Source organism: bacterium (assembly GCA_026129405.1).
Classification (GTDB): domain Bacteria; phylum Desulfobacterota; class Binatia; order DP-6; family DP-6; genus JAHCID01.
In genome coordinates, this window is the sequence record JAHCID010000007.1 from 255645 (window position 1) to 271392 (window position 15748).

13 protein-coding genes and 1 pseudogene are annotated in these 15748 nt (G+C 69.8%); 5 read left to right on the forward strand and 9 right to left on the reverse strand.

Annotated elements, in window-relative coordinates; translation table 11 throughout:
- Positions 1-137 precede the first annotated feature (137 nt).
- A complete protein-coding gene (locus KIT14_21585) occupies positions 138-1076 on the reverse strand; it encodes an LLM class flavin-dependent oxidoreductase (GenBank protein ID MCW5893116.1) in 939 nt (312 codons plus the stop codon).
- 98 nt (positions 1077-1174) lie between these two features.
- Between KIT14_21585 and KIT14_21590 the strand changes: the two genes are divergently transcribed.
- Both KIT14_21590 and chrA read left to right on the forward strand, forming a co-directional pair.
- Complete coding sequence (locus tag KIT14_21590) at positions 1175-2164, forward strand: chromate resistance protein (GenBank protein MCW5893117.1); 990 nt, start codon at positions 1175-1177, stop codon at positions 2162-2164.
- The gene (gene chrA / locus KIT14_21595; GenBank protein MCW5893118.1) at positions 2140-3306 is read left to right on the forward strand and encodes a chromate efflux transporter; all 1167 of its coding nucleotides are present in this window, start codon (positions 2140-2142) and stop codon (positions 3304-3306) included. Before KIT14_21590 ends, chrA begins: the two co-directional genes overlap by 25 nt.
- 7 nt (positions 3307-3313) lie before the next feature.
- Here the strand turns inward: chrA and KIT14_21600 are convergent, their stop codons facing one another.
- From KIT14_21600 to KIT14_21620, 5 genes are all read right to left on the reverse strand, one after another.
- Positions 3314-4903 (reverse strand): PQQ-dependent sugar dehydrogenase, encoded by a 1590-nt coding sequence (locus KIT14_21600; GenBank protein ID MCW5893119.1) that lies wholly within the window; start codon positions 4901-4903, stop codon positions 3314-3316.
- Between the two features lie 73 nt (positions 4904-4976).
- Positions 4977-6107: an acyl-CoA/acyl-ACP dehydrogenase gene (locus tag KIT14_21605; GenBank protein ID MCW5893120.1), complete on the reverse strand. Its 1131-nt coding sequence runs from the start codon at positions 6105-6107 to the stop codon at positions 4977-4979.
- 4 nt (positions 6108-6111) lie between these two features.
- Complete coding sequence (locus tag KIT14_21610; GenBank protein MCW5893121.1) at positions 6112-7284, reverse strand: acyl-CoA dehydrogenase family protein; 1173 nt, start codon at positions 7282-7284, stop codon at positions 6112-6114.
- 85 nt (positions 7285-7369) lie between these two features.
- A complete protein-coding gene (locus KIT14_21615) occupies positions 7370-8581 on the reverse strand; it encodes an alpha/beta fold hydrolase (protein MCW5893122.1) in 1212 nt (403 codons plus the stop codon).
- A 54-nt stretch (positions 8582-8635) separates the two neighbouring features.
- Positions 8636-9916, reverse strand: a complete 1281-nt coding sequence (locus KIT14_21620) for an MFS transporter (protein ID MCW5893123.1) — start codon at positions 9914-9916, stop codon at positions 8636-8638.
- A 133-nt stretch (positions 9917-10049) separates the two neighbouring features.
- On the opposite strand from KIT14_21620, the gene KIT14_21625 reads away from it, so the two are divergent.
- Both KIT14_21625 and KIT14_21630 read left to right on the forward strand, forming a co-directional pair.
- Entirely contained in the window at positions 10050-10493 is a 444-nt protein-coding gene (locus KIT14_21625) for a DUF4102 domain-containing protein (GenBank protein MCW5893124.1), read from the forward strand.
- Between the two features lie 410 nt (positions 10494-10903).
- Entirely contained in the window at positions 10904-11098 is a 195-nt protein-coding gene (locus KIT14_21630; GenBank protein ID MCW5893125.1) for a hypothetical protein, read from the forward strand.
- Between the two features lie 190 nt (positions 11099-11288).
- On the opposite strand, the gene KIT14_21635 is transcribed toward KIT14_21630, so the two are convergent.
- Positions 11289-12251, reverse strand: a complete 963-nt coding sequence (locus tag KIT14_21635; protein MCW5893126.1) for a hypothetical protein — start codon at positions 12249-12251, stop codon at positions 11289-11291.
- A 423-nt stretch (positions 12252-12674) separates the two neighbouring features.
- On the opposite strand from KIT14_21635, the pseudogene KIT14_21640 reads away from it, so the two are divergent.
- A pseudogene (locus KIT14_21640) lies at positions 12675-13742 on the forward strand (IS3 family transposase).
- 79 nt (positions 13743-13821) lie between these two features.
- On the opposite strand, the gene KIT14_21645 reads toward KIT14_21640, so the two are convergent.
- Both KIT14_21645 and KIT14_21650 read right to left on the reverse strand, forming a co-directional pair.
- Positions 13822-14556, reverse strand: coding sequence for a class I SAM-dependent methyltransferase (locus tag KIT14_21645; protein MCW5893127.1), 735 nt, complete (start codon positions 14554-14556; stop codon positions 13822-13824).
- A gap of 212 nt (positions 14557-14768) precedes the next feature.
- Positions 14769-15131, reverse strand: coding sequence for a hypothetical protein (locus KIT14_21650; protein MCW5893128.1), 363 nt, complete (start codon positions 15129-15131; stop codon positions 14769-14771).
- Positions 15132-15748: the final 617 nt, after the last annotated feature.

The following is a 15748-nucleotide window of genomic DNA, read 5'->3' on the forward strand; positions in this document are numbered from 1 at the left end:
GCGACGTTCGGGCGGTCGTACGAGGGCGACCGCCGGCGCGCCACAGGCGAGCCCTGACTGGCGTTCGGCGTGCTACCCGGCAAGCTAGCCGATCGCGCCTTGGCGTCAAGTGAAAATCGCCGCCCGGGCGCCTGCCGTCATCGGCGCGTGAATGCGGGCATGACCTCGCGCACGAAGAGCTCGAGACCCTCCCAGTCGAACGGCGCGCGCAGCGCGAGGATCAGCCACTCGACGCCGGCGTCGCGGTACTCGGCGACGCGCTCGCGCACCTGGCCGGGCGTGCCGAGCAGGTGGCCCGGCTTCACCCAGTCCGTCATCGGGCCGAACATCAGGCGCAGCCGCTCCTCCTGCGTCGCGGCGCGTGCGGCGTCGGCGCCGATGGCGAGGCCGACGTTCGCGCTGCGCACGATGGCGGCGGGATCACGGCGCTCCCGGTCGCACCAGTCGTTCAGCGTGCGGTTGCGCGCGGCCCAGATCTCGGGCGGGAGGAAGGGCAAGTTCCAGCCGTCGGCGTGCCGCGCGACGATGCGCAGCATGCGCTTCTCGCCCTGTCCGCCGATCCACAGGCGCAGCCGCTCCTGCACCGGCCGCGGGTCGCAGAGCGCGTCGTCGAGGTGCAGCCGGCGTCCCTGGAACGTCACGCGCTCGCCGTCGAAGAGCCGGCGCAGCACGACGGCCGTCTCCTCGAGCAGATCGAGCCGGTCCCGGATCGGCCCGAACGGCATGCCGAACGCCTGGAACTCGCGCTCGTTCCACCCCGCGCCGAGCCCCAGCTCGCAGCGCCCGCTCGAGAGGTGATCGATCGTGACCGCGGCCTTCGCGAGCACGCCGGGGTTGCGGTAGCCGGTGCAGAAGACGAGCGAGCCGACGCGCACGTTGCGCGTCTCGCAGGCGAGCGCCGCCATGGTGGTGAGGCCCTCGAAGCAGGGCTTCGCCGGGTTCGAGACGTCGGAGACCGAGTAGAGATGGTCCCACACCGAGCACCAGTGGAAGCCCTGCGTGTCGGCGACCTGCCAGAGGCGGCGCAGCTCGGCGAGGGTGCAGTCCTGGGGGCCGGCGTGGATGCCGAAGCGCATGCGCGGCGTCTAGCAGAGGGCGGCCTCCGGCACACGGCCCCGCCTGCGGTGTAACAGTCGTTGCATTGCACGTCACACCCGTACTAGGGGCGACGCCCATGGCCGCTGCCGAGCCTCCCGTCCTGCCCTGGCTGGTGCTGATCCACCAGATCCCCCCGCGCCCCGCCTCGCTGCGCGTGAAGGTGTGGCGGCGGCTCCAGACGCTCGGCGCGCTCTCGCTCAAGAACTCGGTCTACGTGCTCCCGAACGGCGACGAGACGCGCGAAGACCTCGCATGGGTGCTGCGCGAGCTGCGCACCGCCGGCGCGCAGGGGTCGCTCTGCGAGGCCCGGCTGGTCGACGGGCTCGACGACGCGGAAGTCCGGGCGACGTTCGTGGCGCTCCGCGAGGCGGACTACCGCCGTCTCGCCGCCGAGATCCGCGCGCTCGCGAAGACCGTCCCGGCGGCGCGCCGGCGCCCCCTCGCCGACGACGTCCGCGCGCGCCTCGACACGGCGCTCGGGCGCCTGCGCAAGCAGCTCGCCGAGGTCCAGCGCATCGACTTCTTCGGTGCCCCCGGCCGCGAGGCCGCCGCAGGCCTCCTCGCGGCGATCGAGACACGCCTGCACCCCCAGCCGTCCACGCCGCGCGCGGCACGCCGCCCCTGGCAGCGGGACGACGTGCAGGGGCGGACGTGGGTCACGCGGCGCGGAATCCACATCGACCGCATCGCCAGCGCCTGGCTCATCCGCCGCGCGATCGACCCGACGGCACGGTTCCGCTTCGTCACGCCGAAGGGCCACGTCCCGGCGGACGGTGAGCTTCGCTTCGACATGTTCGACGCCGAGTTCACCCACGACGGCGACCTCTGCACGTTCGAAGTGCTGCTGCGCGATTTCGCCCTCGACGACCCGGCGCTCGGCCCGATCGCCGAGATCGTCCACGACGTCGACCTGAAGGAGCAGCGCCACGATCGTCCGGAGACCGCCGGCGTCGAGCACCTCATCGCCGGCATCTGCCGCACGGCGGCCGACGACGAGCAGCGCCTCGCCCAGGGCACCACCGTCTTCGACGGCCTGCATGCCTGGTTCCAACGGAGACGCCCGTGACCGACACCGTTCCCTGTACGCGCCGCGACCTCGTCCTCTATTTCCTGCGGCTCGGCACGTTCGGCTTCGGAGGACCGATCGCGCTCGTCGGCTACATGCAGCGCGACCTCGTCGAGGAACGCCGCTGGTTCACGACGGGCGACTATCGCGAGGGCCTCGCGCTGGCGCAGCTCGCCCCGGGCCCGCTCGCGGCGCAGCTCGCCATCTACCTCGGCTGGCTGCGCCACGGCATCGCCGGTGCGACGCTGGTCTCGATCGCGTTCGTGCTGCCGTCGTTCGTGATGGTGATGGCGCTGTCGTGGCTCTACGTCGCGACGGGCGGGCTCGCGTGGATGCAGGGCGCGTTCTACGGCATCGGCGCCGCCGTCATCGCCATCATCGCGCGCAGCGCGTGGAAGCTCGCGAAGTCGACGCTGGGCCACGACCGTCTCCTGTGGACGCTGTTCGGCGCGAGCGCCCTGGTCACGGTCGTCACGGAGTCGGAACCCCTGGCCGTGTTCCTGCTCTGCGGCGTCGTGACGCTGATCGCCCGTGGTCTGCCCGCGCGCTCGACGGCGGCGGTGCTCCTGCCCTGGCCCTGGCTCGTCACCGGCCTGCACGGTCCCGCGGGCAACGCGACGCTGTGGACGATCGCCTGGTACTTCAGCGAGGCGGGAGCGTTCGTGTTCGGCAGCGGGCTCGCGATCATCCCGTTCCTCCACGGCGGCGTGGTGAGCGAGCTGGGTTGGCTCAGCGAACGCCAGTTCCTCGACGCGGTCGCCGTCGCCATGATCACGCCCGGTCCGGTCGTGATCACGGTCGCCTTCATCGGCTGGCTCGCCGCCGGTCCCGCCGGCGCGACGGTGGCCGCCGTCGCCGTGTTTCTGCCCTGCTACGTCTTCACCGTGATCCCGGCCCGCTACTTCCGGCGGTCGATCCACGATCCGCGCGTGAAGGCGTTCGTCGACGGCGTCACCGTGGCGGCGGCCGGCGCCATCGCCGGCGCCGCGGTCGTCCTCGGCAGACGCGCCGTGTTCGACGTCCCGACGCTGCTCGTCTTCCTCACCATGCTCGCCGTGCTGCCGCGCGTACGCAGCGCGCTCGAGCCCCTGTGCATCGTCGCGGCGGGCGTCGTCGGCATCCTCCTGTCGGCCGCGAGCTGAGCGGCGCTCAGCCGCCGCCCGTGAGACGCGCCCGCAGCGCGCCGCCGCGCGCACCCGCCGCCGGCGGGACGCACGCCCCAGCGCCGCGGCGTCGCCGCACGCCGGGCTGCAGGCGAACGAGGGCGTGCAGAGGCCCGGCGGCACCGGCGTGCAGGCGCGCGTCACCCGCCGGGCGAGCGCGCGGCACCGCGCGCCCGCGCAGCTGCGCGACGGCGGCCGAGGTCTGCGCGCGGGCGAGCCGGCGGGCGCAGCGTCCTCGCCGGCGAGCCGTGCCTCGCGCGCCAGCTGGTTCGCGAGCACGACGCCGGCGGCCTGCGCACAGGCGGCCGCGTCGGCGGCGTGCCGCACGGCTCGCACGCGGCGCAGAGCGCGGGCGGCGGCACGTCGCAGGCGCGCTCTGCCCGGCGCACGAGGGCACGGGGGCGGCCGCCGGCGCGGCGGCGCAGTCGAGGCCGCCGCCGCGCTCGCAGCGCCGGACGGTACGCGCCGCGCGCCGGAGCCCCTTCACCGCGAGCCGCACGAGCGCCGCGCCGCAGCGCGTGGACACCGCCCCGTCGTCGCGCGCGACGCGCAGGACGCGGCCCCGCTGGAACGCGACGATCCACAGCGCCCCGTCCGGGCCGACGACGAAGTCGACGGGCCCCCCGACGTCGCGCACCAGCACCTCCGGCGCCGCCGCGAAGCCCGTGCGCGCGGCGGCGAGCGACGCCGTCCAGACGCGGCCGAGGACGAAGTCGCCGAAGACGTAGTCGCCGTCCCAGAACGGCCCGCCGGTGACCGAGGCGTCGTCGCCGCCGTGGGCGTAGACGTAGACCGGCGGCACGGTGCCGCCGGGACACTGCGACACGGGCTCGCGCCCCTCGCAGCGCGGCCAGCCGAGGTCGTCGCCCGCGCGCACGACGTCGATCTCCTCGAAGGTGTTCTGCCCGACGTCGGCGACCCACAGGAGGCCGGTGGTCACGTCGATCGTGAAGCGGAAGGGATTGCGCAGGCCGAGCGCGTACACCAGCGGCGCGGCGCCGCCCTGTCCGGCGAACGGATTCCCCGGCGCGGGCGCGCCGTCGCGGGTGAGGCGGAGGATCTTGCCCTCCGGCGCCTCGCGGTCGCGCGCGTACGGGTTCGTCGACGCCCCCGGCGCGCCGAAGTCGCCGCGGCCCGTGTCGCCGACGCCGACGTAGAGGAAGCCGTCCGGCCCGACGACGAGACCGCCGCCGTCGTGGTTGCCGTTGTCGGTGCGCAGGCCGTCGAGGATCACCTCGGCGGGCCCGAGCGCGGCGCCGTCGAGCGTGGTGCGTACGACGCGGTTGCGCCGGCCCGCCTGCGAGCCCTCGCCGCAGCGCGCCGGATCGCCGCCCGGCGGGTGCGTCAGGTAGAGGAAGAGCCGCCGGTTCGACGCGAACTCGGGATCGACGGCGACGCCGAGGAGCCCCATCTCGGACGCCGTGCAGACCGGGAAGCGTCCGACCGGCGCCGGACGCAGGCCGTCGTCGGGCGTCCACAGGCGCACCGCCCCGCCCCGCTCGAGGATCACGAGACGGCCGTCGGGCAGGAAAGCGACCGCCGTCGGCTGCGCCAGGCCGTCGACGGCGACCGTCACCGCGAAGCCGTCCCGCGGCGTCTGCGTGTGCGCCGGCGCCGGCAGCAGGGCCGCCAGCAGCGCGAGCGCGGCGCTACGCCACGCGCGGCGCGAGGCGGAGCTGGTCCGCGAGCGTGTCGAGCCAGTCCTCAGACGACCCGAACAGTAGCTCCGCCTGCTTGGCGCGCAAGGTGTGGCGATGGAGCGGATGCTCGACGACGTAGCCCGCGCCGCCGTGGAGCTGATGCGCCATGAGCGTGATCTCGCGGTACGCGCGTCCCACCCAGGCTTTCGCGATCGCGATCTCACGCTCGGACGGCAGGCCCTCGGCGAGGCGCCACAACGCCTGCCGTGCGACGTGGCGCGCGCCCTCGAGCTCGATCGCCATCACCGCGACCATCTGCTGCACGGCCTGGAACGTGCCGAGCTTCGCGCCGAACTGCTCGCGCTCGCCGACGTAGCGTACGGTCATCTCGAGGACGGTGTCGGCGCCGCCGATGAGGTCGCAGCAGAGGAGCGTCGCGAACGTGCGGCGGAGCTTCTCGAGCCTCGGCCATGCCGTCGCCGGCGTGCCGCAGAGCGCGTCGGCGGGCAGCGCCACCTGGCGCAGCCTCACGGTGCTCTGCCGGTCCTTGGCGAAGGTCGCGAGCGGCGTCACCGTGACGCCCTTCGCGTCCCGCGGGACCAGCACGACCGACACGCCGCGGCGACCATCGCAGCCGGCGACCAGGAACGCGTCGGCGGTGACGCCCTGGAGGACGAAATCCTTCTCGCCGTGCACGACGAGGTTGCGGCCGCGGCGCGTGACCGTCGTCGTCATCGCCGACGGCTCGAGCGCGGCGCCGCGCTCGCTCACCGCCAGCGCCACCTGCCGCTCGCCGCGCGCGATGGCCGGCAGCCACGCCTTCTTCTGCGCCGGCGTGCCGAGCGCCTGCAGCGCGAGACCGCCCGTCCAGGCGGCGAAGAGCGCGAGCGGCGCGACGGCGCGGCCGCACTCCTCGACGAGGAGCCCGAGGTCGAGCAGCGACGCGCCCTGCCCGCCCGACTTCTCGGGCAGCGCGAAGCCGAGCCAGCCGAGCTCGGCGACGGCGCGCCAGAACGCGGGATCGTACCCCGCAGGGAGCGCGTCCCATTCGAGCCGGCGCTCGCGCGTCAGCTCGGCGTCGAGGAAGCGACGCGCTTCGTGCGCGACGGCCTGCTGCTCGTCGGTCGGGGCGAGGTGCATGCGCTCACTTCCTCGGGAGGCCGAGCCCGCGCTGCGAGATGATGATGCGCTGGACCTCGTTGGTGCCGCCGCCGAAGCGCTGCATCGGGGCGATGGTGTAGAGCCACTGGAGGCGGCCGTGGAGCGGGCCGGCGTCGTCCTCGGGCGCGAGCTGGCCCGCGAGGCCGAGGATGTCGAGGCCGACGGACGCGAGGTGCGCGTTCAGCTCGGTGACGTACACCTTCGCGATCGAGCCTTCCTTGGTCGGCACCTGTCCCTGGTCGATCAGCCAGGCGTTGAGGAGCCCGATCTGCCGGCCCACCTCGACGCGCATCTCGAGGTCGGCCATCGCGCGCCGTACCCAGGGAATCGTACCGAGCGGACGGCCGTCGCGCTTCGTCCTCCGCACGAACGCCTTCAGCTCGGCGAGCAGCCGCGCGAGCATGCCCGTGCAGCCGAGCTGGATGCGCTCGAAGTCGAGCGCCATCATCGCGTAGTAGAAGCCCATGCCGCGGGCGCCGACGAGGTGGTCCTTCGGCACGCGGACGTTGTCGAAGAAGACCGCGTTGGTGCGGATGTTCGACATGGTCCAGATCGGCTGCACCTCGATGCCAGGGGTGTCCATCGGGACGATGATCATCGAGATGCCCTGGTGCTTGCGCGCCTCGGGCTCGGTGCGCACGGCGACCCAGTTGTGGGTCGCGGTGTGGGCGCCGGTGTTCCAGATCTTCTGGCCGTTCAGCACCCACTCGTCGCCGTCGAGCTCGGCCTTGGTGGAGACGTTGGCGAGGTCGGTGCCAGCGTTCGGCTCCGAATAGGCGACGGCGAACTCGACCTGCCCCTTCAGGATCGGCGGCAGCCAACGCGCCTTCTGCGCCTCGGTGCCTTCGCGCAGGATGGTGGGCGCGACCGAGGTGATCGAGAGGTTCATCGCCGGCGCGCCGGCGAGCTGCATCTCCTCGATGAAGGCGTACTGCTCGACCGCCGCCTTGCCCATGCCGCCGAAGTCCTTCGGCCAGCCGACGCCCCACCACCCCTTGTCGAAGAGGCGGCGATGGAACGCCTTGGCCAGCGGCCCGTCGCCCTCGTTGCCGGCCTGGCGCAGCTCGGCCCGCAGCGCCTCGGTGACGTTCGCCCGGCAGAAGGCACGCACCTCGTCGCACCAGCGGAGCTGCTCGGGCGTGTACGCGTAGCGCATGCGGGGGGTTCGATACGTCGAAGGCCCGGCGCCGTGCAAGACCGAGCGAGTGTTCGATTACGCCCCCTGATGCGCCGCGCGCCGCTCACGCACCGAGCACGCCGTCGAGCCAGTCGAGCACGCGACGGTTGAGGAGGGAGCGGTTGCGCATCTCACAGTGGTCGCCGGCCCCTTCGGCCGCGGTGAAGCGGAGCAGCTCCCTCGGGCCGCGTAGCGCCGCGTAGAGCGCCGGCGCGGACGCGCCGAGCCGATCGTCCTCGCCGACGGTGAGCAGCGTCGGGCAGCGGATCCGCTCGGTGCGGCCGTCCAGGGTGAAGGTCTCGACGGCGGCGAGGTAGTCGCGCAGGCTCGTCAGGCCGTGCACCCAGAAACCGCGCTGGACGATCGTCCAGCGCAGACGCCGATCGCCCTCCACCATGGCCATGAAGCGATCGAGCACCTCCTGCGCGACCCCCGCGAGATGGCGCGCCGCCGCCGGCGTCGCGCCGAGCGCGACGACGGCGGCGCGAAAGCCCTCGGCGACGCTCCACAGGCCCGGGTCGGCGACACAGGCGGCGAGGCGCGGCTCGCCGCTCGCGGCGCGCGGCGCCAGGTAGCCGCCGAGGCTCCAGCCGTAGAGGGCGATGCGTGCCGGATCGACGCCGGGCAGCGTGACGGCGACGTCGACGACCGCCCGCACCACCGTCTCCCAGTCGGGACGCAGGCGCATGCCCCGCTCGACCAACATCGCGCCCTGTCCCGGGCCGTCGAAGAGAAGGCAATGGTAGCCGCGTCGCGACGCGGCCACCGCGGACGCGCAGTAGAGGTCCGTCATGGTCCCGTCGTAGCCGTTGGTGAGGATCAGCAGCGGGCGCGTCTCGGCGGCGCGTCCCGCCGCCGGCACCAGCCAGCCGGGCATCGCCCCGTCCTCGAACGGGATCGCGAGCCGCGTCGCCGGCGCCGCGTCGAGGAGGAGCCCCTGCTCGAGCGCGGCCGTTCCCTTGCGGAAGGCCGCCACGAGGCGCGGGTCGACCGGATCGCCGTAGAGCGGATGGAGCGACGTCATGTAGTGGCAGCTGGCGCGCAGCCACAGCTCGCGCGCGCTCGCCCCCCGGCCCGCCGCGAGGCGCTCCGTCGCCTCCGCCGCGAGGCGGTCGCCCGCCGCCACCCAGGCGCCGTGGAAGGCCGCGTCGTCGCCGTCGCCGACGGCCTTCGCCACGGCGGCGATCTCGCCCACGTCCGCACCGCCGTACGGCACGTAGGCGAGCGGCCAGGTGCCGAACTCGTCGTGGAAGGCGGAGGCGAAGAGGAATCCCATGCGCGCGGCGCGCGATTCTAGAGCCTGCGCGCGAGCGCGCAAACCGTCCGGATCCTATGCCGCGCGCGCCAGTCGCTCGCGCCCGGGCAGCCGGATGCGCAGCACCAGCACCGTCGCCACCACCGACGCTGCGATCACCACCCCCAGCGCCGGCCCGAAGCTGCCGGTGTGGTCGCGCAGCGACGCCATCGCCGGGATGACCGCCGCCTGCGCCAACACGATGAACGGCACCAGGCGACCGCTGATGGCGCCGTAGTGCACGCGGCCGAACGCCTCGGCGACGAGGCTCGCCTGCAGCGTCGCGTTGCCGCCCATCGCATAGCCGTAGAGGATCACGTAGGCGACCAGCCCCGGGGTGCTGTGCGTCGCCCAGAGGAGCAGGACGCCGGCGCCCTGCAGCAGGAAGCACGCGGCGGCAACGCGGCGCTGATCGTAGCGATCGAGGAGCGCGCCGAAGCCGAGCTTGCCGACGACGCCCATCGCCGCGGTGGCGCCGAGCACCAACGACGCGTGCGTCGGGTCCATGCCGCGGTCGATGAGGAGCGGGATCTGGAAGAGGAGCACGCCCGCGAGCCCGGCCATCGTGAGCCCGAAGCAGACGGCGAGCAGCCAGAACGCCGCGCTGCGCACCGCGACCTCGGGCCGCACCGAGCGCTCCAGCTCGCGCTCGACCGCTTCGAGCGCCGCGTGGCCGGCGCCGCGCGGCGCGGGCTCGCCGTCCGGCAGGAGCCCGAGGTCGGCCGGGTCGCGCCGCATGAACGCCAGCACCGGCGGCAGCACGACGACGAGCACGAGCGCCGCGAGCACCAGATAGGCCTCGCGCCAGCCGCGATGCACGATGAGCCACTGCGCGAGCGGCGCCATGACGATGCCGCCGGCCGAGATGCCCGCCGTGGCGATGCCGAGCGCCTGCCCGCGGCGCCGCACGAACCAGCGGGCGACGACGGCGTTGTTCGGCAGCGCGCCCATGCACGTCGAGCCGAGCGCGATCGGCCCGGCCATGCACAGGTAGAGGAGCGGCAGGCTGCCGACCTGCGAGAGCAGCGCGAACCCCGCCGCGAGGAGACACGCGCCGGCGATCTCCACGCCACGCGCCCCGTGCCGATCGACGACGCGGCCGACGACGAGCCCGTACGCCGCCTGCGCGAGCTGCGTGCAGGTGTAGGCGAGCGCGACCCGGCCGCGACCGCCGAAGGTCTCCGCCAGCGGAGTGAGGAAGACGCCCCAGGCGTAGAACATGAGGCCGACGTTGATGGCGTGGCAGAGAAAGGCGGTGAGGACGATCCACCAGCCGTGGAAGATCGCGGTGTTTCCCCGCGTCTCAGGCTGTTTCATCCTGCGCTCAAATCGTTGCGCCCCTTGCATTCTCGTGCACTGCGCGCTTCGTCGTGTTACACGCTGTTCCGTTGAATCCGTAGCCTATTCGTAGCCTGGCGCTCTGCGGAAACACGAATGCCAAGACTCAAGCTTGACGACCGAACCATCCGCGCACTCGAATCACCGGTGCGAGGTCAGATCAACTACATCGACGCCGGCCTGCCTGGCTTCGGCCTCCGGTTTGCGGCAGGGGGCGCTCGCACCTGGACTGTCACGTACCACCCACCGAGGTCGATACGTTCGACGGATCACACTCGGCCGCTATCCGCTCGTCAGCATCGCGGACGCCCGCGCGAAGGCGAAACTGCTGCTCGCTGCGGTGACTCAAGGACACGACCCTGCGGCGGTAGCTAAAGCCCAGCGCCACGCGCCAACGTTCGCAGACCTAACGACCCAGTACATCGAGCGCCACGCTAAGGTGAAGAAACGCAGCTGGCAGGCCGATGAGTACATGCTGCGGCGCTACGTCCCGGCATCCTGGGGGCCGAGAGCCCTCGCTGAGATCTCGCGGCGCGACATTCGCGATCACCTCTAGAGGTTTTGGCCGAGCGGACTCCGGCGATGGCGAACCGAACGCTCGCGCTACTACGGACGGTATGGAACTTCGCCATCGCGCGCGAATTGATTGCGGCATCACCATGCGCTCGCATCGAGCGGCCCGCTGCCGACCATGCACGAGATCGAGTGCTCACTGCGGATGAGATCCGTCGCGTGTGCTCTGGAGCAGGAGAGTCCGCAGACTTCGGCACTCTTCCGACTGTACTTCTACACCGCGCAGCGCGGCCGGCGAACCTCGGGTGCCGGGCTGGGTCTCGCGTGCCACCCGGCCGAATGAGAGCGCTGGGGCATCGACACGACGCATCTCTTTTGCGGCCGCGACGGCTGGTGCCACCTGACGGCAATCATCGACTGCTACGACGCACGATCGTCGGCTGGCGCCTGGCGATGTACGAAACCGAGGGGAACACCACACTCGAGCTTATCGACTGCGCGTCATGGCCGACGCGGGCCCGGGCGCGGACGGCGACGGTCCGCTGGATCGAAGCCGTCTACGACCGCCAGCGGCGGCACTCGGCGATCGACATGCTGAGCCCGGGTGCCTACGAGGATCGCTACTGGCATCGCCGCGCAGCGGCTTAACCCAGGTGTTCGCCCGGCCGGGGCAAGTCCAATCCTTGCGGTAGCTGGTCGGGCGACACTAAGACCGGTCCCGCTGCCGCCGCCAGGCCTGTGCCCTGGTGCTTTCCACTCGTGTCGCGTCAATACACGAACATCCGATAGCCGACGACAGCCACCACGCCAGCCCACCAAATAGTCTCATTCGTGACGGCTATGGATGCGCAAGAAGGTACTGGCTGATCGTAGTAAAACGCGCTCGAGGCTGTCCCGCCGTAGGGCTGGGCTGCAAACCATTCCCATTCGGCGCGCACACGTTGTTGGCGTTAAGCAGTGCCGTATCGCACGAGCACGTCGACGTGCCTGTGGCGCAAATTCGGAACGCCGGATCGACCAGATTAATGAGGTTGTAGTAGAACGCCTTGAAGCAATTACTCGCAGTGCGCCCGCAGTACTGGAAAATATTGACAGCGGCGTTGCCGGGCCCTTGAGTGGGATTCCCCCAGCTACAGATGTGACATCGCTGCGGTGAATTATCGTAGCCGAACTCCGTCAACCAGTACCGCCTCACGCATGCCCCATCCTGAGTGCATCGTTCGTACGTCTCGGCCGTGTCCATCGTATGCTTAACGTCAGCCACCCTATCATACCGATGAAACGTGAACGCCTCCAATGGCACGGTCAAGAAGCGTTGAGAGCCAACTTTGTGCGTTAGGTACCGATCCAAAGTGGCCTTGATGTTGCCGTGTGGCGCGCTGATTCCTGGCGCTACGATCATCGAAGGTGCCCCAGATAGCGTGATGCCAAACCAACCGGGGATCAAAATAAGGTCCTGATACTGCTGTGCTGTGCCGCGAAAGTAGTTGCACCGATCAGGTTCGTTCCAGAGCTCCCATGCGCGCACAAAGGATCCGTAGCGCTTCGCGACTTCGAGCGTGAAATTGAGAAAATGCTGGTTGTTCGCGGGAGGGTTCGGTGTCGATCCAGGCTTTACCGCACCAACGCACTCCGCGTTCGTCCCCGGCTGGCTCGCCCATGGAGGAACGTTTGCAAACGTGATGAGAATCGAAAGGTGCGCCGCCCACGCTTGGGCGATCGCGGCATCCGTTGGCCCCCAGACCCATTGCGCGACCGGATCTGTTCCATTTGGCTGCACACTCGCCCACGAGATGGCCATTCGAACCCATCGAAAGCCGCCTTCGTAGGCGGTGCTCAGATTGGCTGGTGTTACGGCTGCCGGATCGTACGAGTCGTTGAAACCCCAATAGCTCGGACTGTTCGGGGAGTCGCAGTAGGGTGTTGATGCAATCAGCAACAGGCTCGTAATAGACAACGCTAGCCCCAGCACTGCCTGCCGAGCTCGCCAATGCCGAGCATTCGCCATTTGGAGTCCCTCCTGTGACGAGGCGCTAGCACGTACCGCAAAACTGCGCCCAGGAGTGCAAACTGCGCTAAAGTGTCCGCGACAACTGCGCCGCCCGAAAACCTCGTAGCATAGATAGTCGCAATATGGCTCGCGTGTCAACTGTCTCCCTGTAAAGCCCCCCTCGTCCGGACACCGCGCGATGGTAGACTCCGCGGGCCGTCGCAGGAGGGGAACATGCGCAAGTCCCGCTTCACGGAAGAGCAGATCGTGTCGATCTTGCGGGAGGGAGAAGCCGGCGTGCCGATGGCCGAGCTGTTACGCCGCCACGGCATCAGCCGCGCGACCTACTTCAACTGGCGCGCGAAGTACGCCGGGACGTCCGTCGCGGAGCTGCGGCGGCTGAAGGAGATCGAGGCCGAGAACACGAAACTCAAGCGGATGTACGCGGAGCTCGCGCTCGAGAACGCCGCGATCAAGGACGTCCTGCAGCGAAAGCTGTAGGGCCGGCCACGAGGCGCCAGGTGACGGCGATCCTGGTCACGGAGCATCGGCTCCCGGTTCGACGCGCGTGCCGAGCGGTCGGGCTGTCGCGGACGGCATGGTATCGGCGGCCGGCGGATCCCGCGATCCGGGACGCGGCGGTCATCGCGGCGCTGCTGGCGGTGGTCGAGCAGCACGGCCGCTGGGGCTTCTGGAAGTGCTTCACGCGCCTGCGCCTCGATGGGCACGGGTGGAACCACAAGCATGTCCATCGCGTGTACTGCGCGCTGCGCTTGAATCTCCCGCGGCGCACGAGGCGGCGCGTCCCGACTCGCCTCCGCCAGCCGCTCGTCGCGCCCGCGACGCTCAACGGCATCTGGGCCCTCGACTTCATGCATGACGCGCTCTACGGCGGCCGGCCCTTTCGGACTCTCAACGTCCTCGACGAGGCGAACCGCGAAGCGCTCGCGATCGAGGTCGGGACCGCGCCAGCCGCCCGCGTCGTGCGCGTGCTCGAGCAGCTCATCGAGCTCTACGGGCGGCCCGAGGCTCTACGCGTCGACAACGGCCCGGAGCTCACGGCCCAGCTCTTCGCCGACTGGTGTCAGCAGCATCGCATCGCGATCCGGTACATCCAGCCCGGCAAGCGATCAGAACGCCTTCATCGAACGCTTCAACCGGACCTACCGCCACGACGTGCTCGACGCGCACCTCTTCGGGTCGGTGCGCGAGGTGCAGCGCCAGACCGACGACTGGCTCGTGACCTACAACGATCACCGGCCGCACGAATCGCTGGGGGACGTCCCGCCCACGCGCTTTCTCCCGCGGCCCCGCACCCCGCCGGAGTCCACCTATGCGTGGTGTCCTCGACCGGGGGGCTTACGGCACCGCCCAGCGTGGTTCAGACTTTGGTCGCGACGAAGTCGACCTGTCCAGTGATCGCGAGCATGTCGTCCCGATACTCACTGGCCGACTTCGAACGAAGCCAGCGTGCCTGACCAATCGATCTCGGGTGGTAGTGCCGACGGCGAACAAGGCGCTCGATGACTCCAGCCATCTTCAATAGCTTGCGACTAGGCCACGAGATCGGCCCATGCATTTGGGCCAGACTGTCAAAGACGAGCCAGCCCTCTTCCGGCCATACTCCGTCCACCCGCAGCCCTGCACATTCCAAGACGTGAACCACACCGTCGGCGCTCAAATGAAAGAGCGACCCGTAGTGATAGGGCTCCAAGAATGCAGCGCTGCCAGCGAACTTCCCTCCTCGCTTCAACACCCGCGCCACCTCGCGCACCGCGAGAAACGGGTTCGTTACATGCTCGAGCACGGCATTGGTAAGGACGTAGTCGAACGCTTGGTCGCCAAAGGGAAGGCAGTGAACATCCCCCAGCAAATCTGCTCCCGACCCCGAAGCGTCGAGTCCAACATATCGGTGTCCCAGTGATTCGACAGGACGGCGATAATCGGCGGTTCCGCAACCCCAATCCAAAACGTCGAGGCCGCTAGCGCCGGCAAGGCGATCAAGCTGGTGACGACTCGTTCGAGTAGTTACATGCCCCGAATATGCCCCGCGCGGTGCGTCAGTGGTCTCGGGAAGCGTAATTCGCCTCTGACAGTTCGCGAAGAGAAGATTCACCTGGCGATCGACAGATGGGCGGAGGTCGGGCCGACCACCCTCACTCTGGAATCGCCTCGAGCACTCCCTGCAGGATAGCTCGGTAGGCCAGGCTCCACTTATCGGCGAATCACAATCGGGACACCTAACCCTGTCTACAAACCACGTCGAAACCACATCTCCTCTACAGCCGACCAGGCTGCATAACACAAGCTGTCACAGATCGACTCCCGTCACGGGTAGTGTCCGATGAAATCCCCGACGTCCTCGAATCGATCGCGCTCCGATCCGTCGGGATTGAGCAGCGCGGGGTCGCATGCACACGTGGAATCGGGGCGCGCAGTGCGATTTATCAAATCCCAGTAGAAGATCCGACCGCACTTCGTACGATTGAGGCAGTGATTCAGAACATCCACGGCTGCACTGCCAGCCCCTTGCCCCGGATAACCCCAGCTGCATACGTGGCATTGCTGTTTGCTCCCCGCGGCATTGTCGTCGTCGTAGCCAAATTCGGTCACCCAGAACACCGTTAGGCAGTCGGTGTGGCCTGCCGTGCAGCAACCATACGCCTGCGCATCATTGATGATGTCCTTCATCGTCTGCACGTTGCCGTAGCGGTGAAATGTGAACACACATTCGATCGTTGAAGTTTCCAGGAGCCCCGGACCACCCCGGCGCAGCAATCGTGATTTGCTTGCCAGCTAGCGCAGCGCCTTCTTTTGCACCACTGAAGCCTGGCACAAGCATCCTGCTCCGCCACTCGCCCGGAGTTTCCTTGCCAGAAGTTGCAGCGGTTACGGTTCACTCCAGAGCCCCCAGGGCGCGGACGATCGGACTATATTTCTTCACGGCTTCGCGGACGAAGTTCCGACAGTGCACCCTATTGCCCAGCGAGGGGCGGCAGCGATTCCGGACGTTTCTCGTCCCCTCGCACGCGTTGGGGGTCGGGGTGCTATCCCTTATCCATTGGGGACCGTCGCGAAAGCTGACGAGCACCGAATACCCAGCAGCGACGGCCGAGGCGACTGCCGGCTCCACGGCGGCCCAGTTCTAGTCGGTCGGCGCGTTTGGCTGGACCTCAGCCCAGGGAAAGAGATGCGCATCCATCGGAAGCCTTCGTCGAACGCCTTCGCGAAAGCCGCGTCCCGAAGCGCCTGCGCCTGGGGGGGGGGGGGGGGGGGGGGGGTGATCGGCACCCAAGTTTTGTGGGGCC

Coding starts and splice junctions, on each gene's coding strand:
- KIT14_21585 (MCW5893116.1), bottom strand. CDS start 1,076: ATGCGCTTCGGCATCCACGCCGGCCCCCAGGACTGCACCCTCGCCGAG.
- KIT14_21590 (MCW5893117.1), top strand. CDS start 1,175: ATGGCCGCTGCCGAGCCTCCCGTCCTGCCCTGGCTGGTGCTGATCCAC.
- KIT14_21605 (MCW5893120.1), bottom strand. CDS start 6,107: ATGCACCTCGCCCCGACCGACGAGCAGCAGGCCGTCGCGCACGAAGCG.
- KIT14_21610 (MCW5893121.1), bottom strand. CDS start 7,284: ATGCGCTACGCGTACACGCCCGAGCAGCTCCGCTGGTGCGACGAGGTG.
- KIT14_21615 (MCW5893122.1), bottom strand. CDS start 8,581: ATGGGATTCCTCTTCGCCTCCGCCTTCCACGACGAGTTCGGCACCTGG.
- KIT14_21620 (MCW5893123.1), bottom strand. CDS start 9,916: ATGAAACAGCCTGAGACGCGGGGAAACACCGCGATCTTCCACGGCTGG.
- KIT14_21630 (MCW5893125.1), top strand. CDS start 10,904: ATGTACGAAACCGAGGGGAACACCACACTCGAGCTTATCGACTGCGCG.
- KIT14_21635 (MCW5893126.1), bottom strand. CDS start 12,251: ATGGCCATCTCGTGGGCGAGTGTGCAGCCAAATGGAACAGATCCGGTC.
- KIT14_21650 (MCW5893128.1), bottom strand. CDS start 15,131: ATGAAGGACATCATCAATGATGCGCAGGCGTATGGTTGCTGCACGGCA.